We start from the raw sequence: 18916 nt of genomic DNA, 5'->3' as shown, positions 1-18916 counted from the left end.
ATAAAAAAGAAGAGATTCAAAATCTCTTCTTACATTTCATCATACTTAATTTGTTCAACAATTTCAGCGAGACAATCATATATATCTGCGTCAGTTCCTTCTAATTCAGAAGGGCCGCGATTCAAAACAGATTCTTTAATTGATAGTAACATTTTCTTATTTTCTTCATTTTGATCAATAAAGATCTCTTCCATGCTTAAGTCTTTTATCTCTTTAAGGCGTTCATCGTTGTGTTCAAAAGTCATCTTGTCATCATTGATAACGACTTGACCACTTTCGTCTTTGATAGCATAATTCTCATTGATCTCGTTTAGCTCATCAACAAATTCCTGATATTTGTTTATAAGAATCTTTTTGAAACGTGAACGCATACGACTGTCCACCCGATCAAGTTTAAGCGAGTGGAGGTAGGCGATAAATTGATTCAATTCATACTTTTTGATTTTCATATATGTATAAAACACTCCCAAAATTTAATATATTTATCCATATGTAGATTTAAATGTCTTAATATTACTATATATAGATGTCATTTCTTCATGAAATTGTAGTTTTATTCAACAATCACCAGTGACCAATTTCCCGATTACCATTCTCATTTACATATTCATAATCAGATGTAATAGAGTTATCAATAAGGATGCCACAACTAGCCGACACTCCTTTAAAAGTATCAAGTTCAGATATCGTCAAATACTTACCATCATAAAATTTTGAATAGTCGTCTCTAGAGAATTTTTCGTAGGCATTAGCAAGATTCATTACAATATGGGGTTCTGTAACTGTAATCATTACATTTACTCCTCAATTTTATTTTAGTTTTAATTATACATTCGAACATTTGGATCTTGCTTACAAGTAACACTTCCGCTGCCTGAGAATCCGCCGCACCAAACCTGTGGATGCATGATTGGATTAGGATTGTCCACAGAAGGGAGAGGAGTACCATAAGCTGGTGGATAATACTCGTATGTAGGACAGGAGGGAAAATTAGAGGCAGGTGGCAATTTTTTATTCTCTTCAATTTCAAAAATAAGTCTAGCGATTTCTTCGGCAGTTCCTTCAACTTCGATGCCTCGAATAGTGGCTTTCATTATTTAACTCCTTTATTTCTTGCTATCAGCGATAATACTAAGTTATATTAACCGAAAATTTTATTTCTTTCTTCTGCAAAATCTCTAAGGTCATAATGAGCTATAGTTGTAGCAATATTTTCATGATGAGCTACATACTTGGATACAATTTCAATAGGAACCTTTTTAACTTCTAACAAATACGTAACACACGATGCCTTAAATAGATGGGGATTGATCCGTCTCCCAAGAATATTTGATAGAGTTTCCTTACAAAACTCATTAGCCCACGCTTCAGACATCGAACTTATTTCTCCGCCATATTTAGTAGTGAAAATATACTCAGATTCATAATCACGCTTTTCAATCCATAACTTTGCATACTGAATTGCTTCTTCATTAACCATATAAGGCTCTTGTTTGCCGTCTTCCCCTCTACCTTTGAGGCGAATTATATGTGACATGGCATAACCTCCACCTTCAACGATGGGATAATCTAAGATTTCCGTTTTAAATTGAGGAATCTCTGCCCGTCTTGCTCCCACATTGAAGGCAAATGCGACCCATGCAGCACCTAGATAGTTCTTATCATTCAACAATGTCTCCATTAGCAAGTCGTAATCATCTTTTGATATTTTTACTTTGGTGTATACGTGGTTCTTTGTAATAGCTGGCAATCCGCGAGTAAAGTTTCGGAATGTTTTATAATTTTTGTCGTCATCTGCTACGACATTTTCTATATAATTGCAAAGACTGGACACACAGGCTTTACGTAATCCTATGGCGCTAGATGACATTTTTCTTGTATCTCTTAAGAAACTAATATATCTTAAAAAATCACGTTTGCTGATCTCATAAAGCGGTTTGTTATTCATGCTTTTAAAAATATAGTAACCGAATTGTCTTAGGCACGACTTGTATTGTATTTTAGTTTTTTGACTATGCGCTTGAACCGAAATATACTCTTCGACCAAGTTGCGGTAATCTTCATTAACCAACAGCCATTTTTCCTCGTCAATAGGAGGTAGTTTACTGGCTGTTTCTCTGAGCATATTTTTATTTATTTGCATAACTGATTCACCTTATTCTATTTTCTTAAAATAACCATTTTATCAAAACTCACAGACTATTTCTTCACATTCAATCCTTGTCGTTTCAGCCCATTATAAATAGCATGTTCAACACTACCGTCATTCCGAATCTCGTCCCTTGTGACCTCCGTAAAGGGTCTGGCCTTATGAGTATAGGGGAAAGGCCATTCTTCGTTGTACCCAACACCAGTTTCGACAATTACAGATACGTCTCTGTTATCATCCATGCGCTTACTCTCAATAGACACTGTATTTGAATTAACCATATCTACATGAATATTAGCATCATCAATCAAACCACCGTTTTCGCCTAAGCGTTCATAAATAACTGGTTCATAAACATCATAGACCTCAGACTGAATGTTTTCCTTCATCTTCGGTCTAACTAATTTTTCACCAACGTCTTCTTTGAGCGTTTTTGATAAGACTTGTTGGTTTATGTATTTGGCTAAATCGTTGACATTCTTAAAGTTCATCAGAATCAACTTCAACGTTTTCTTCTGTTTTTGCTTCTTGTAATGCTGCTTGAATTGCAAGTTCTGCTGTAGCTTCACCAATTCCCTTAGAAACTTGTTCAAGTTTAGCCTTAACTTTTTCAATTTGATCCTTTGGAATATGATTATATACTTCAACCAGAATTCCATTATCAAGCAGATTATGAGTGAACTTAATCAAGTTAGGAATATCATTTTTCTTTGGAATAGGGAGGTCGGTGAATTCTCTAAGAATCAATGTATCCAGAAGCACAACAGTATTTTTAATAGTCTCATTGGTTACATTTTCGCTTTTCTTTAGGTCTTCAAGCAGTCCAATATAGGTCATAACTACATTTTCAATCAAAGATTCACGAAAACTAGTATGAATGAATACTTCATATTGATTGTCAAGAATATGTACTTTTTTAAGTTCATTAAATTTGGAACTGAGTTTATTTAACTCAGCCACAGTAAGTTTCTTTGCCATTTATATAATCACTCCCATTGTATTATTATATTAATTACTTAACTTTTGGAATCTCAACATCTCTAACCTGTCTACCAGTCCAAGAGCCAAGGAATAGATGATACCCATAAGCGTCTTTATGCGGAATTATTTCTAATTTTTGATGTTGGAAAGAACAGAAGTAACTTACTGGATAAATGGTAACATCACCTTTTAACCATCTAAACCCGTATTCATTTTCACGAATAACAAGAGGTTTACTTAGTTGTGTAATAATGTTCGTGTTAGTGTTTTCACCATATGGACGATCTTTATAGTAGTCGAGGAGTAATTTAATCCACTCGTGACCCTTGACACTGCCCATTATAGCCGTAACCATTAAGTCTTTTGTTTCATGTCCAGTGAAAGCGCGAGTTTCAAGGAACCTGTCCAGTGGCCTAACACAGAAAAAATCGCTGTCGCAATAGACACCGCCCATATTTAGCAAACCCCACAATCTGGCGACATCTGTGGCAAAGGCATACTTTTTACGTTTCAGAGCTTCTTGAACAAAAGGATACTCGTCAATGGGGAAGTTGTTTTCATTAATCTCAACAATCTCCCAAGTTGGATTATGTTCCTTCCAACTAGCAATACATTTCTGTACCATTGGAGGTTTTTCGTTATTTCCAAACCAACAATATATCAATCTGCGAGGGATAAGCTTTTTAGCCATTTTGCACCTCTGAATCTTTCCAGATAAATCCTTCAAAAGATTCTATTTCTCCATTCATACACATGCTTATTCTTTTTTTATTTAATCCTAATTCATTATAAATGTCCTTAATCATGTTCCATTCTTTTATAAAATTCCCCGACAAATCATACTGATAGACACGTCTGTTTCTTTTTGTTTTATATGGAGTTGCTGAAGACGATTGGGTGTTTGCATCCTGCCATATAAAGCCTCCAGCCGAACTATATTGTCCATTTACATTTAAACGTATGGCACTTTGTTGTATGCCAGTCTCCTTTTGAACATCTCTTGCGCTATCCCATGTTCTTAAAAAATCTCCGTTTAGAGTGTATTGATTTACAGCCTTTTTACACTTCTTTGCGATTGTAACATAGTCTGTATTTTGCGATATCCGTAGTTTGCGATTACCGTAATTACTATTTTCCAAAGGAGTACACCATTGTAGGTTTTCTATGCGATTATTGTTTCTTATTTCATCCAAATGATTTACTTCAGGTTTATTGTCTGGGTTTGCAATAAAAGCAAGTGCTACTAGTCTGTGCGCTCTACAAGTTTTATCTTTTCCGTTTTTATACAAATGTACGGTAACATATCCTTGCGTGTCATAGCTTGGAGTAATGATTTTTCCTTTAAATCTACGTCCGCTGTCAATCACTCTATCTAAACTTCTGATTCTTCCGTGAGTACTGACTTGATAATATCCCTCAAATCCCTCGATATCCTTCCATATTTCCAAATATAACAACTCCCGAAAGTATATTTATTTTTTACTGACTTCAAATGCCTTGCGATAGTCTTTTAGTGTTCTGAACCAAAAATGGGGGTGCGGAACGCTGTTTTTATCCCAGGGCTTGTCATTTCCCGCATAATGAATAATATTAATATTCTCGCGTTCCAAATTTAGACCAGTGGATATAGAAACATTATATTTATTATCAATGAGCTTAATTTTCTTTTTACAGGTCTTATTCAAAATACATTGGTCATGACACATATATTTTTTAGTGTTTACTTCATACAACCATTTATCATAAATTTTATCTTCTCTAATCTTCCGCAGATTCATCAATAGAACTCCAGCGTTCACATACACATCTTTATCAGTCAGTCCTAATGGTTTCTTCAAATTGTAATGATCTGCATGAATATCCACCGCTCCAGCAATATAATAGTCATCTATATTTGTATTATACAAATCAGTAACATCGCCAACAACTAAAGCATCGGCATCAATATGAAGCAGCTTATCGTCCTTGACTAGTTCAGGGAGCATCAATCTATATAGAGCATATTTCGTAAATCGAGAACTCACATTAACAGTGCTAGGAATCAACTCTTTGAATTTATCCTCAGCATTAATAAACTCAATCTTACATCTATTCCCAAAAGGATCTGTAATGTAACTAGCATCAAATATTCCATCTTTATCAGAAATTAGATATACTTTGATATTTCCTTCATTGGTTTTGAATATAGAATATGTCTCAACCGCTGCCCATTCAGCCCAATTCGGACTATATATAATAGCAATGTTCATAGTCATGTTAACGATCTCCCTGTAAATTTTATAGATTTATTTTGTATGTATAACTCCAAAACTACATATCTTTACTCATAATATGTCTTGAAAAAGTTGCAATGTCACACCACAATTCAAATCCTTGATCCTGTGCCATCTTACAAAAATAAGCGTCTTCACCTTGAGGGTGATAACCAAACTTTACATTTTTATATACTTTCTTATCCAATAAAAATACTGCACCAGTCAAATCAACTTTACATAATTTCTGTTCGGTTAGAGTAGAGGCATTCTTGACATAATAATTAGAGATATGCTTATACTGTCCGTTTTCTTCAAGTCTCATAATATTTGGATATTTATGAGGTGCTTCAGGCGATACCAAATAACCATTATAAATAAGCGAAGATATAATATCTTTATCTGCATTGAGCAAATTGTTAATTATATCATCGGGAACTAAAATATCTGAATCAATAAACAGAAGTTTATCTGTATTGACTTTGGACATGATATGATTCTTCAAAATGCTCAAGTGATTGTATATATATTCATTTCTTACTTTGGTGCTACGAATATCTTCTGGTACTTTGCGGTTCATTGTCTCAATTGTAATTGAAGCATATTCGTGGTTATGTAATTGTTTAAATTCACGCAAGATCGATTCCGTTTTATCTTTGCTATCATTGATAAGAAAACATAGTGAGAGTAGATGTTTAGGATATGAGATGTTGTTAATATGATCAAGATATCTATCAATAACAAAATCTCGATTGCGACATGCTGCCGCTATGGTGATTGTGGGTTGATTGTTCATAAGTTCTCCCAATTTTTTATTAAAAATAGATATAAAAAAAGCCCATCCACTATAAAGATGGGGATGGGCTTAATATATTTATCTTTTTATTAAGCCAGATCGCTTTCGTCAAAGATAGAGATTTGTTTATGCTTCGTCATAGATAATTTCTTCGCCATAGCTATCTTCACCATCTACCTTAATTGGAAACAGGTCGAATACGAGTGTCAATACCGAAGGATCTCCTGTAGCATTATGAGTTACTGTGTAGTTCGGTTGCAAACTTGCCTTATGATATACTTTTTGAACAGGAACAAGTTCGCCTGCAACTTCATCAGCATACACGCTATCTCCAACAAGTTTAACATACCCAGGGAATCCTTTAGTGGTATAGTTTACAGAGTGTGTGCTGGCTACAGTTGTCTTGTAATAAACCTCAACTTCATCGCCAATAGCGATATCGGCGGCAGTAAATTTAACAACATTCGTTGTTACGGAAGTGATGGTTGCTGGGCTTCCTGTTTTTACACCATTAACAAACTTATAAACGAATGTAAGACTTGCCCCCACAGGACTCTTATCGAGTGTTACTTGTTTACCAGAAGATCCATCGGATTCTACCGTAACAATTTGAGTTTTATAAACATCTTTTTCTCCAGACACAATAGGATTCCCAGCCAACATCGCAAGATGATCCATTGTAAAGATTTGAGTTTCAACAGTAAGGGTTTTAGTTTTTGATCCATCGAATTTAATACGACGAACACCGCCGGAACCCCCAATCGCAAAAACTCGATCACTCGCCGTCTCGTCTGAAGATCCAGTACTGTAATCAAAGTACATTCGCGGCGTTGGGGTAGCCCCGAAATCAAAAATCTGAAGCTTTAATAGCTCCCTTGAGCCATAACGTCCAAGATCCAAAGCCATTTATTATTTCCTCCTTGTGTAATTACATATTGTTACTTTATAAAAATACCGCACAATAATAATGCAGCATTATAATTTGGTTCGTTTAATCCATTCTGGCAATTTATCTTTTTCGCCTAGATGACCATTTGCCCATACTGGCAATATTCTCTTGAATGTATCTTTAAGTCCAACTCGTTCCATCTCTTCATAGACCTGATAAATAGTTAAATTAAATACATTAAATATATTTATTCCATTATCTTCAGCATTACAGAGGATAGAGAGGATGTCTTTTAATTCAAGTTGTTCATCTTGTTTTTTTGTTTTATTTCTGAACTCGGCCATTTTTTCAAATATCTCTTTAGCCTTATTATTCTTGAACTTTATTTCTTTCTTTTTGTTCTCAACAACATTCAGTGCATTGATAATATCCGATAGTTCTCTATAGTTTTCGCTATTGCAGAGCATAATTTTATCAATACAAAAAGACTTTGACTCATCATCAAAGTACACGTCTTTTCGAACAAAGAAAGATAAGCCAGAACATATGTATTGAATTATTGATCTATGAGAAGTTAAAACGAGATAATCATCTTGATCTTTTAGAAGATCATATTTCTCTAGGTCATAATTGAATAAATCAATTAATATTTTCCCTTTATCGAATGACGCAAACAACAAGTGATAATAATATTGATCTTCATCAATATCCAAAATGTTATTGATAGTTGGAGAGTAGATATCTATCCCATTAAAATTATGGGGGCGACCAGCAAATGCTTTTAGTCTTGAGATAGTCATTTATTAAAGTCCACAGACCTGTATGCAATACAGTATCCTTGGAAATTTTCATTTACAACATACTCTTTGAGATAGTCAAATTCTAACTTACCAACACCAATGCCATTTTTCTCATTCATCATTTCATCAATTTTATTTACAATATAATCCACACGAGTACACCCATAATGAGTTTTAAAAGTTGTTCTGTGTGTAAAAACATTAATAGCAATAGTTCCAACTTTAAAACTTCTTTTGACTAACCTAAAGTCACCTAATGCCATTGTTACATACGTCCACATATCTTGGTCAATAGTAGGAATAAAACGATGAGGATAGATGTTGTTGTATATCAACATTGATACATCTTCGATATCTGGCTGTTCAAGAAAATCAGGAGTTTGATAGTATAGTGCCTTACATAACTCCTGATCGGACAACAGCCTATTGATTATTGTATTTTTATAATCACTTATTTCAGAAAGGAAAGCCACTTCATCACTTCCTAATTAACTTCTAACCAGACTAGTACAACGGTTTAATCCAAACCCTCTTCACAAAACTACTCTTACCATCTACATCTCCAGCAATCAACTTCACATATCCAGTTTTACTTCCAGCCAACACGGTAAATGTATTTGCTACACTATTCTGAGCACTAATACTAGCCAAATTAGTCACACTAACCCCATCATCAGCTTTTAATGAAATTACACTTTCATCAGTATATTCGACTCCATTGTCATAAAAATTAATCACATAGGATTGAGTCTTACCGACTGTAATCTCATCTTTACCAACGATTTCACAAGTGTAATTATGTGTAACGACATCAGTGATGTTGATCTGTATAGACGCTGTTTGACCTTTAAATCCTACATCAATTATTACAATTCCAGACCTCAGAGGGGTAACTAGACCTGTTGTTGATACCGTAGCTACATCTTCAAAATCAATTGAATAAACTAAGACAGGAGACTCTATAATTCGATCATTGTTTTTTGCTTGAACATTCAGTTGTAATGTCTGGTCTGTGCTGATTGTCACATTCTCACCATTCAATATAGTTACACTATAATCGGAGACATTATTATAATAATCAGCAATACCAAGTTCAACATTATCCAAGTCTTTATTGATCAGGTTCTCTTCAAGAGTGAGGGTTATAATTCCATCAATTAGTCTATTGACTCCAATGACACGCCAAGCGCGACCATCGACAATAAACCGTTTATTCTTTTCAATTTTTCTGGTGTAGATAGTATCTTGAATTGTCAACTCTCTACGTTCATTGGGGAGAATTAATACTCGACCATCCTCAATACCAAAACTAGACGTACTATTGGATTGCATACAGAACCAAGATGATCTTATATCGCCATTTTCGTCTAGCCATTTAATTGACGAATAGCAGCGCAAGATGACGCCTCGATCATATATACCACCTAATTGATAGTCATTTTGGATTGTGAGCCAGTATTCATTATTCCAATAGTAGAGATATCCCGCATCTACAGATTGACCAGGAATAGCAGTAACGACTTTCTGGCTTTTTAATTCAGAATCATCTGTAATCCAAACATCAGATGGGGTGGATGATAGGGGGGTAGAGGGAGTATAGACAGAGACATTGTAATAGGATGGACTTGCTTTAAAACCTGACAATATTGTTCGTTTAGTAATATCGACTTGTCGGTCTCTAGGGCTGCCACCTTTGATTCTCAAATATACTTCATAGGCATCATAATTTCCCATATTAATTCAACCCGAAATCAAAATTTAAGAGCGCATAGTCTGTCATTAGTTTTTCTGAACGTTCTATCGTTCTGTCTCTTAAATCTCTTTTAGCATTCATGTTATTGGCTTCAGCATATCTTTTAAAATCTGAACTGCTCAAAGCCAATCTCATTTCTAACAGATTGTTGACTTCCTTTTCTAGCCACTCAACAAGCATTAGGACGGACAGAATTTCTTCTTCTTTCTCAGTTAGAGTTGAGTTAAATTCCATCAAAATGTCATCTCTATTTGATAGATTGTTTTTACAGTTATCAAATTTTGTGAGTGCAGATTTTAAAAGAGAGGTCAAATACAATTCATAGGAATCTATATCGGAAACGAATAGTTCATCTAAAAAATAATCTTGAACCTTCCCTTGAAAACGTGCAAAAATGTTCTGAAATGGAGTAGGCATTCACCATCCCTCCTTAGACAAAATATTAATTGTTATCAATACGTTCCTGCGCAATCTTACTGAGATTTTTGTCGCACAAACGACTAATCAGGTCGATCTTATTGCGGTCTCCATATCTACGATCATTAGAGATAATACCTTGAATAACAATATCTTCTACTGTAAAGCGAAGTGCAGGTGTAAGATTCGTAATGATATCCGTAATTTGTTGATCACTCAAAGTGATAATTGATTCAATTGTTTGTTTATTAACAATATTTTTATAATTATCTTCTAGATAGAGCGCTTTAATAACATTCTTATCATGGATATAGAAACATCCTTCTTCAGCCAGCTTGCGATGATTACTACAGATGTAATTCAAATCTTCATAAGATACTGGAAGCGTCACACCAAATTTCTCAAAAGGAATACGTTTGTTGTTTGATCCACGAAGGACCATACCTCCATAGAACAAACTCGTTACTTTAATTAGTTGATTTGGCTGAATATCAATTGTTGAGTATTCATCCTCTTCTTCGATAATTGGAGTAACAACTTTTGCTTCATTTTGTGACTGAACAGTGCTCATAAGTTGTTGAAACATTGCTTTAAGGTCGTTAATTTCTCGTTTCAATTGTTTGTTTTCTTCTTGTGTAGAGTCAACCTTTGTGTCGCCTTGTATTTGTGGTACTTCAGCGTTTGCGTCAGCATTCTTGTTTCCTGCTGGTCTAGCCATTTATTAATTCACTCCCCATAAGATTAAAGGTGGACATCATAATGACATCCACCAATTATATATTTATTAATTAAACGTGCATAATACCATAACGAGCAGAAGTAGCTACCATAGCATCGTAAGACTGCTGATATGTATAGTTCTGAGTCAAATCAGCATTTGCAGTTGCAGTATCTTGAATAATCAGAGGACTACCTTCAAAACCAATCTTAACTGGACGGTCAGTACCCATGCAGACGAAATACAGGGAGTCATCAGCAATTGCAAAATCAAAGGAGTTTGGTTTCAGGCGCTGATCGATCATCAAAGTATCTACACCAAACATGCTGCCCAGGTATCCCATACGGATGTATTCTTCGCCTACGCCCACGCCGAAGTTTGCAAAGTTTTCATTTGGAACGACCTTGCTTAGAGCAAGTTGCGTACCGAAAACAGTAACTTTCGCGCCACGGTTAGCGGCGGATACACGTTGAGCCAATTTAACAAACTGATCTTTGTCATAAGTAGCTTCTTTGAAGTTTGCGTTCAGACCAGCGTAAGAACCATACAGGCCGCTATATACCATTGTGGTAATGTCTGTTTCAACAGACTGCGCAATACGAGTTACCCAATCTCCGAAGTTAACCTTGCCCGCAACTACACGATACCAGTCTTCCTGGATGGTGATTTCACGAGGGGATGGAGTCAGGAATACTTCACCATTATAGATACGTTGTGGTTCGCCACGACGAATACCCTGAGCAGTCTTTGAAACTACAAACAGATCAGGATTTGGAATAGTGAATTTGAAGTTGTCACCCCAGTTGCCATTTCGGACTTCAGCGAAACGTTCAAAAGAGTTCAGAACGGTATTTGGGATAATAACACTCAGTGTTTCAGAAAGCAGCGCAAATACTGCCCACTGAACGTTCGGGCTGCGCATCATAACTTCATCTTTAAATCCAGCATTAGCAACGCCAGCACGTTTGAAAGCTTCGCGCATCAAGCCTTCAGTGAACAGTTTTTCTTTTTCTTCGTAAGAAGCACCTTGGGCAAACTCTGCATACTGTGTCTTGGATTTATTTGTGTACAGATAGTGCTTATAAAGATCAACACCACATTTAACTACATCTTGCTCGTCTTTGTTGAATCTCAGGAAATTTCCAGAGTTGATTACATCCATCTTTGCCATTATATATTTTCCTCCTAATTATATTTACTAATTAATTAAAGTGCGCGAACTACAGTGAGTTTATAGGCTGCTACACGTTCCAATCCAACACTAATATTGGTAAGCAAGTCTACTTTATAAGCCAGCAGAGTGTTACCAGAGAGATCGGCGGCAGGGGCTAGTTTCGTTGATCCGTTAGCGGGAACGGCATACTGTCCTACGGTTGGAGTACTAGAGAATCCATCTACGGACATAGTAAAGCTGTCGCCAACAACAAGTTTGCGTGTACGGAATGGACGGTTAGCAGCGTTTGTAAATTTTCGTGGATCCTGCAAATCAATACGCATTCCTTCTACTTCGATCAATACAGGAGCCTCTACCAGAACAACTTCTTGAGTGGTAACAGACGATGGAGTGGAAGCGACATATGTATTCAGATCACCAGTCAACAAAGCTCCCAGTACTACATGAGCACCATTTTCGAGTGCAGCAGTATATTGGGCAGGTTTCAGATAAGCATCAACATTTGTAGATGCCATTTTACCGATTTTTACGATAGTATTAGCCATTAATTTATAACTCTCCTTGTTTTGTAATTTTTACTTACCAGACTTTTCTTTCATTCTGTCCCAGTGACTAAGTTCTTTCTTTTCTTCTTTTACATCATCAATAAGGGCCATTGTAATAAATGATTTATTTTCATCTTTTGTTTGATTCTTAATCTTATCAAAGGCAAAAGACTTAATATGAATTTCAAACTTTTCAATAGAATCAAATTCAGAACGTTTTGTCTTAAATTCCAGTTTTTCGTCTTCAGATAAAATAGCGGTAAAATTCTTAAGCAATTCATCTACGGCTTTTTCATCTTCTTTTTGGGCAAAAGATTGAACTTTCTCATTAAGCTGTTCGATTTCTTTTTCTTTTTCATTAACAATTTCTTTCTGTGAAGTAAATTGTTTTTCAAGTTCACTATATTTATTTTCTACAGCAAAAACTGTGTCTTCATGTTCTTTGATCTTAAGATCATATTCGGATACTTTTTCTACAACAGTAGATTTAGCTATTTCTGTATATTCTTTAATATAGTTAAAACTCATTTCTTCTTCGCCTTCTACTGCTTGAGTTTCCCAATCAGTAGGCGTGTATTTTACACGAGTGGGGGAATCGAAATCTACTTTAATGTCATCTCCTTCCTTAGAATATGGAAGTTTTACGTCAATATAATCATTCTGAACATCGATGACATATACATATGCCTCATCAAAATCACGCATATAATATCTTGCCATTTCGCACTTTTCGCCCCACCAATTTTCACCGATGAATGTTTGTTGTTCAATCACTCTGCTCATTTCATCGTATAGTTGCATAATTGTAAGGGCGAAATTAGTAGCAATCTCAGCTTTAGTTTTCACTACATCATTCTCCTTGTTATTTATATTAGTAAAATCAAGAGAATTATCTTGATTATCACTGTTAGAATTATCTTGATTATTCAAAAGAGAATCTTCTAGTTCTTTAACCATTAAATTGAATTGTTGTGAAAATTCATTCTTTTCATCGGATTCAACAGTGAATAGAGAGATGCTAGCACTTTCGAAACAAGCTTCCACATCTGAACCCAAAATACATAGACCCGAAAAGTTAAAATCAGACACAACAAATTGCTTGTTATCATTAAAGTCACCAACAACATTAGCAATTTCCATTGATTGCGGGAGGCTGTGATTTTCTAGGGCATCAATTACCTCTGGATATCTATCTCCCCACAAGTATCCGGTGCAAGTTAGATATTCTTTTCCGTCAATGAATTCCCATTTAATATCTGAACTCTCTGGAACAACTCCATACGGGATAGTGGTTGTTACATATTCTAATTCTCCATCTTTATTGACTACAACTTTTCCACCATGATCTAAGAAATCTTCTTTTACTTTTGAGTACTCACCGACTATTGGACAATTATACAGAGTATGTAATTTATCATTAATCAAACTATATGGAATGACTGAATTGTTTCTATTTAGATCAGCATAGCAAATGAGAATCTTGCACCTAGAGAATAAAGAATTCACCTTTTCGATATCTTTGATTTGTACATCAAATCTCAAACTATCCATTATTTTTATTCACCTCCTTTGAGAGAAAGAAATTATTCCTCTTCCATCTCTTCATTCAGGAGAATAATTCCGGTTCCATCTTCATTAATCAAATCAAGTTTAGATTTAAAATTCATTGCTTCTAACTCTTCTGATATTTGTTCATCAATAAACCATTGAATAAATTGAAATGTCATGTAGTCTTTAAATTCAAGAGCTTTCTGAGCGATATCATAAATATCTTGAGTTGTTTGTGACTCAAGTTTAATGTATAGGTCGCCCGCATCAGAAAATTTATCTAAATTTACCGTTATTTCTGGCACAGAAAGCATTTTTACCTTCCCGGAAATACGATCATTTAGATATTTAATGAACTTATTCTTATGACTAATCTCATCTTCTGCCTGTTTTCTAAAGTATTCACCAAAACCAGAAAGATTCTTTTCTTCAAACCATGCAGACACTTGTAAATATGCATTGGCATTTCTACCCTCGTGCATAATTTGAGTATTAATTAGATCATTTATCTCTTTAGGAATATCCACTTATTAATCACCCACTTTATCTATTTTCGTTCGATTGAAGATCTCTAGTTTTTACTCCGGCATCTCCCAAATCTTTTGCGTCCATTTCTGGCCTACCACCTTCACCAGTTTGAACATGGGAACTTTGCAGAGGAAGTAGATATTTATTGATCATATCTATGCTATTTTCATACATAAGCAAAGAAATCATATCATCTGGATCTATTCCGAGAGCGACAGATATAAGGGTTTTACTATAACCACTTTGGGCTGCCTTTAGGTATTGATCTAATTTACGCTCACGATTGAAGATAGTAATGTCGGGGAAATGAATTTTAAATCTATAACGAGAAGATTTAGTCTTGAGATAGGCATTAATAAATCGCTCAAACTGCCGATACATATGAATGACATAAGATTCGTCAACTATTTTTGACGCTTCTAGTCCAGTACCATTCACATTCTTTTCTCCAAATAACACAGGAGACGTACCCGCAGAACCATAGAAATTGTCTTGTCCATAACCAACAATATTGTCTCTGCTTTGTGACTGATTGAAATCAACAGCATGAACTTTTAATGGAGTAGTCATTGCCTTATAACCATCTGGCAGAGATGCTTGCATTTGGGCTGTGAATTGTGCCGCAGTTCCTGGGTCAATAGCGAAATTATTCTTAGTTTGAGCGCCCTTTGAATCTGAATGCATTGGTATTTCATTTACAAGAAGTTTAATAACATCTAATTGTGTTTTTGTCTTAAGTAATTTCTTGTAATTAGCAATCTCTGCGCTATCTAAAAATAAGCCCAGTAAAGGAGGAGTCAGTCCAGCATGTGTTTCATCAAACTTAAATACGGGAGCTTTAATTGGATCGAGTCTCTGCCAGTAAAAATATGTATCTGTTGATTTCTTGTTTTCAAGAAAATTCTCAAGATACTCAATAAAATCTGGATGAAAATCTCTAATATCAACTCCAGCTTGTAGAAAATAAAACATATTAAAGGCATATTGATGTCCATGTTCTGTGTTTCTTACAATCTTGCAGTATTTAGATGGCATTTCTTGCAGAGTAACAGAATCTTCAGACTCTCTAACATAATAGAACTTTGCATCCTCAAGTAAAACACCACTCATAATTTTTGGGAATGTTGATTTGGGATTTAATTTATCAACCCAACTCTTTACGTCTTTACGAGCCTTTTTAAATTTATTTGTTTTATAATCTTCTTCATCTGCGTTCGTTGGAACAATATAACTGTCAAAAGTAAGTATCTTTGCGTATAAATCTACTAAACGATTGAACTGCATGATTACATTTTTCAGGTATTGTCCCAAGTCTTTAAGCGCATCTTCATTCGATTTTGGATCAGCAATCATTTGTTCGATCTTGTCTCTATCAAACGTATTTGGAGACATATTAAGATTTTTAAGTATTTCATTCTGCCAAATAGGATTAAAGAGTGACGGATTGCTGTATGAACTTAGAAGGTCTTTTGCAAAATGAAGAGCGAAATCATCCATGCCTTTTATCTGAATATTCGATTCGTCCTGAACTTCATTTGATTGTACTTGAGACTTTTGTTTGTTACGATTAATTGCCAATATTTATCCTCCTTTCTTGGTTATTTGGTGGAGTGGAGGGAGGTGGGGGAGAGTGAAAGTTAGAGAAAGAGGTAGTCGAGATAATCTACGCTATCTTCTTTCTTTTGTAAATTCTCCTGCTCTAGAATTCTTGCTATGTAGTTTGCATAACCAATACTACTATATCTATCCTTTGTAGAACGTCCCTTTTCGAAGACTTTAATAAATCCGTTTCGCACTTCTGATTCTAGATTAATTAACTCATTGACCAGTGCTGTAGTTTGTACATATGGACGAAGTAACATAGCGTGTTCATATGGATTTTTATTCATTAAGTCTTGTTTGTCGATTAAATACTCTTTGCCTTCGGCATCATTTACAAGCAATCTAATCAATCTCTTTTCCAATGCAGTCTTAAGCCAAACTGCAATTTCGTGGTTGACTTCAGACTTAACAACTTTCATTGAATAGATAATAGGAAGAGCGTTAGGATCATTCGTTCTTTCTTTCATTTCTTCGTTGTTTATGGCACACCAAGGCAAGTATTCAACATCTCGCTCTGTGTCATAAAGCATTCTTGAACAATAATCATAAATGGACATACCAGCTCCAGCGGTATCCATCACCACATAATCTGCTTCGAAGTCGTTGTGTAGTTGCTTGAGTCTTATAGCTTGATCTTCTGAATGCATTCCATGCATACTTTCAATATAAGGAACCTGTCTAACGTAATTAGTGCCATCTGGAATAAGCCTCATACAAGTAAAAATGGTGTTATCGTTATCATTGCCCTTCATCAATGCAACGTCCATAGAGACTAAACGTATTTCTCCCGCTTGTTTTTCGAGAGCATTGCCAGATTTTTTATTTCTAGACTTAGTTTTTTCTTTATTCTCTACAAATGTAATATTGTCTGTGGGGTAGAAAGGCTTAACTATTGTTCTACACTTTTCAATATCATTAAGTTTAAAGAAGGCATTTTCGGCTGCTCCATAGGGAAGGGTGTCCATTTCCATTTGCCAGCCGATTGCGTCAAGATCGTCCTCTGTTCGCATTTGTTCGACACGGCGCTCAGACAATAATCCATGATGAAGAGCTAATTGATAGGGGAAAGCACATGCAAAATAATCCCTTCCTTTAACCATTGCTTCGAGAAAGGATCTGAATTTTTCATAGCTCCAGTGAGATGTGTACCACGCAGACGAGATATAAATTTCCTGAGTCTCTTCATACTTAATGAATTCTTTTTGTCTACCTTTGTACTCAGGCAAACTAAGGAATTTTGGAGTTCTAACATAGTTCAGAAATGGTCTAAGAACGCGAGTAAGAATGTCTTCTTTGATAAGCCGAAACTCATCATTTATTAGAATTGCTGCTCGATATCCACGCGCATTGTCATTACTTGCGACAGCAGAAATTGTACTGCCATTATGCATAATTACAACACATTCATCTGAACCAGTTTTAACTGTTTTAATTTCTCTTGCTATGTTCGGATACTTTAACCTAAGCTCTTTATCAATCTTAAGTGTAATTACGGCTCTAGCCTGATTTTTTGTACCCGATGCAACCACAATGGGAATTCCTGGTTTTAATGATCCCATTGCTAAACAGTAGAGGGCAACGATAAAACTCTTGCCTATACCGCGACTTGCCCACCAGAGGAAGAAGGAATTCTTACTCATCATAAATAAGATAATTTTTTGAAATGTGTGCAGTCTGACCCCAAAATAGTCTTCAATATATCTATGTATATTACTTCTATAAAATCCAGCCCAAGTCTTGATCCCATTTCTCATTTTTTGATCTTTAGACAACTTCTCAGCGGTGTTGTTTACTTTTTTCTTCTTTTCATACATATTTAAATCTTTATTTTTATTTCTGCTAACTTGAAAGTTTTTTATACCTGCCATAATTTATCAACTCTTTTTTGTCGCTTCTTTTTCATCGTATTCTTCCATGGTTTCATTCGACTGACCAATAAATCTCTTCATATGATGCAGGAACCACTTATTGATATATTTACCGATCCCATCAACATCTTTGAATTCATCTCTTGGTTCTGGAATTGGCTCAGTTTCTTCAATCATTTTTATAAACTCACCAAAAGAAGATATCCCATTTGCCTCTGCTCCAGTTTCTTGGACTGGTTTGATGTTGGCGTCATTCATAAGTTTACTAAGCGTTCCCATTAACTTATCAAATTCCGTAGGTGTCTTTGCGTTGTCTGCCATATATTGTGTGATTGTCATATTTCGATATAAAGATTTTTGAATAGGAGTTGAGCATTCATATGTTGAAGTCAAATCTTGAAACATATTCTCTAAAATTACTATTTGCTCATCATTGTAACCCCTCCAAAACATACGTAATTTAGGAGTTACTATGACTTCATAATCATTTTCTTCCACTTCGTTTTTAGATAGATTTTCCAATACAGAGTCTTGTTGATAAAAATCACTATCTTTAAATGTAAGTGTTTTATATTGAGGAAGAGAACTTAGAGGAGTAATATATTTTGCCCACTCTCCAGAAGATGTAGACCATAATTCTTCAGAAAAGGGCTTATCTAGAATTGCCAGCATTGAAATTACTCTTGATTTATATCCTTCAGTTTCTTTTGATCCAATAAATTCTTGAATGCACTCTTTACAAATTTCAAGTTTTTCGGAACTAAAAAGATTATTTGTATTATTATAAAAATTCGCAGTGTTTGGACTTTTTAATTTTCCACACTTGAGGCATTTAACCTTTTCGAGTTCATCTTTTTTTACAGGAGACTTTTTAACTGCCATTTTTGAATCACCTA

Annotated in this window: 23 protein-coding genes; all 23 read right to left on the bottom strand. The window is 35.1% G+C overall.

Annotated elements, in window-relative coordinates; all coding sequences use genetic code 11:
- Positions 1-29 precede the first annotated feature (29 nt).
- The gene (locus tag JRJ22_RS20005) at positions 30-449 is read right to left on the bottom strand and encodes a hypothetical protein (protein ID WP_206101180.1); all 420 of its coding nucleotides are present in this window, start codon (positions 447-449) and stop codon (positions 30-32) included.
- Positions 450-564: 115 nt separating this feature from the next.
- Positions 565-792 (bottom strand): hypothetical protein, encoded by a 228-nt coding sequence (locus JRJ22_RS20000; protein ID WP_206101179.1) that lies wholly within the window; start codon positions 790-792, stop codon positions 565-567.
- A gap of 29 nt (positions 793-821) precedes the next feature.
- Complete coding sequence (locus JRJ22_RS19995) at positions 822-1094, bottom strand: hypothetical protein (protein WP_206101178.1); 273 nt, start codon at positions 1092-1094, stop codon at positions 822-824.
- Positions 1095-1141: 47 nt separating this feature from the next.
- Positions 1142-2143: a tyrosine-type recombinase/integrase gene (locus JRJ22_RS19990; RefSeq protein WP_206101177.1), complete on the bottom strand. Its 1002-nt coding sequence runs from the start codon at positions 2141-2143 to the stop codon at positions 1142-1144.
- A gap of 56 nt (positions 2144-2199) precedes the next feature.
- The gene (locus JRJ22_RS19985; RefSeq protein WP_206101176.1) at positions 2200-2640 is read right to left on the bottom strand and encodes a hypothetical protein; all 441 of its coding nucleotides are present in this window, start codon (positions 2638-2640) and stop codon (positions 2200-2202) included.
- Positions 2630-3127, bottom strand: a complete 498-nt coding sequence (locus JRJ22_RS19980; protein WP_206101175.1) for a hypothetical protein — start codon at positions 3125-3127, stop codon at positions 2630-2632. The genes JRJ22_RS19985 and JRJ22_RS19980 overlap by 11 nt, the downstream gene beginning before the upstream one ends.
- A 34-nt stretch (positions 3128-3161) precedes the next feature.
- Positions 3162-3821 carry a glycosyltransferase family 32 protein gene (locus JRJ22_RS19975; RefSeq protein ID WP_206101174.1) on the bottom strand — a complete coding sequence of 220 codons (660 nt, stop codon included), beginning with the start codon at positions 3819-3821 and terminating at the stop codon, positions 3162-3164.
- Positions 3814-4578 (bottom strand): NUMOD4 domain-containing protein, encoded by a 765-nt coding sequence (locus JRJ22_RS19970; protein WP_206101173.1) that lies wholly within the window; start codon positions 4576-4578, stop codon positions 3814-3816. The genes JRJ22_RS19975 and JRJ22_RS19970 overlap by 8 nt, the downstream gene beginning before the upstream one ends.
- Positions 4579-4602: 24 nt before the next feature.
- A complete protein-coding gene (locus tag JRJ22_RS19965; RefSeq protein ID WP_206101172.1) occupies positions 4603-5385 on the bottom strand; it encodes a glycosyltransferase family 8 protein in 783 nt (260 codons plus the stop codon).
- Positions 5386-5440: 55 nt separating this feature from the next.
- Complete coding sequence (locus JRJ22_RS19960) at positions 5441-6190, bottom strand: glycosyltransferase family 2 protein (RefSeq protein ID WP_206101171.1); 750 nt, start codon at positions 6188-6190, stop codon at positions 5441-5443.
- Between the two features lie 114 nt (positions 6191-6304).
- The gene (locus tag JRJ22_RS19955) at positions 6305-7084 is read right to left on the bottom strand and encodes a hypothetical protein (protein WP_232380900.1); all 780 of its coding nucleotides are present in this window, start codon (positions 7082-7084) and stop codon (positions 6305-6307) included.
- Between the two features lie 69 nt (positions 7085-7153).
- Complete coding sequence (locus tag JRJ22_RS19950; RefSeq protein ID WP_206101170.1) at positions 7154-7867, bottom strand: hypothetical protein; 714 nt, start codon at positions 7865-7867, stop codon at positions 7154-7156.
- Positions 7864-8340: a hypothetical protein gene (locus JRJ22_RS19945; protein WP_206101169.1), complete on the bottom strand. Its 477-nt coding sequence runs from the start codon at positions 8338-8340 to the stop codon at positions 7864-7866. The genes JRJ22_RS19950 and JRJ22_RS19945 overlap by 4 nt, the downstream gene beginning before the upstream one ends.
- Before the next feature lie 31 nt (positions 8341-8371).
- Positions 8372-9601, bottom strand: coding sequence for a hypothetical protein (locus JRJ22_RS19940; RefSeq protein ID WP_206101168.1), 1230 nt, complete (start codon positions 9599-9601; stop codon positions 8372-8374).
- Between the two features lies 1 nt (position 9602).
- Positions 9603-10037: a hypothetical protein gene (locus JRJ22_RS19935; RefSeq protein WP_206101167.1), complete on the bottom strand. Its 435-nt coding sequence runs from the start codon at positions 10035-10037 to the stop codon at positions 9603-9605.
- Positions 10038-10062: 25 nt separating this feature from the next.
- Positions 10063-10755 carry a hypothetical protein gene (locus tag JRJ22_RS19930; protein ID WP_206101166.1) on the bottom strand — a complete coding sequence of 231 codons (693 nt, stop codon included), beginning with the start codon at positions 10753-10755 and terminating at the stop codon, positions 10063-10065.
- A gap of 70 nt (positions 10756-10825) precedes the next feature.
- The gene (locus tag JRJ22_RS19925) at positions 10826-11926 is read right to left on the bottom strand and encodes a hypothetical protein (protein WP_206101165.1); all 1101 of its coding nucleotides are present in this window, start codon (positions 11924-11926) and stop codon (positions 10826-10828) included.
- A 35-nt stretch (positions 11927-11961) separates the two neighbouring features.
- The gene (locus tag JRJ22_RS19920) at positions 11962-12474 is read right to left on the bottom strand and encodes a hypothetical protein (protein WP_206101164.1); all 513 of its coding nucleotides are present in this window, start codon (positions 12472-12474) and stop codon (positions 11962-11964) included.
- Positions 12475-12504: 30 nt separating this feature from the next.
- On the bottom strand, positions 12505-14025 hold the full coding sequence (locus JRJ22_RS19915; protein ID WP_206101163.1) for a hypothetical protein: 1521 nt from the start codon (positions 14023-14025) through the stop codon (positions 12505-12507).
- A 32-nt stretch (positions 14026-14057) separates the two neighbouring features.
- Positions 14058-14549 (bottom strand): ferritin, encoded by a 492-nt coding sequence (locus tag JRJ22_RS19910; protein WP_206101162.1) that lies wholly within the window; start codon positions 14547-14549, stop codon positions 14058-14060.
- A gap of 16 nt (positions 14550-14565) precedes the next feature.
- Positions 14566-16128 carry a hypothetical protein gene (locus JRJ22_RS19905; RefSeq protein WP_232380899.1) on the bottom strand — a complete coding sequence of 521 codons (1563 nt, stop codon included), beginning with the start codon at positions 16126-16128 and terminating at the stop codon, positions 14566-14568.
- Positions 16129-16187: 59 nt separating this feature from the next.
- Positions 16188-18020 (bottom strand): terminase large subunit domain-containing protein, encoded by a 1833-nt coding sequence (locus tag JRJ22_RS19900; protein WP_206101161.1) that lies wholly within the window; start codon positions 18018-18020, stop codon positions 16188-16190.
- Between the two features lie 6 nt (positions 18021-18026).
- Entirely contained in the window at positions 18027-18902 is an 876-nt protein-coding gene (locus JRJ22_RS19895; protein ID WP_206101160.1) for a hypothetical protein, read from the bottom strand.
- Between the last annotated feature and the right edge of the window lie 14 nt (positions 18903-18916).

Origin of the sequence: Paenibacillus tianjinensis (genome assembly GCF_017086365.1) — a bacterium.
GTDB lineage: Bacteria > Bacillota > Bacilli > Paenibacillales > Paenibacillaceae > Paenibacillus_AQ > Paenibacillus_AQ tianjinensis.
The sequence above is the reverse complement of the archived record's forward strand: the minus strand, read 5'-3'. Positions and strand labels throughout refer to the sequence as shown.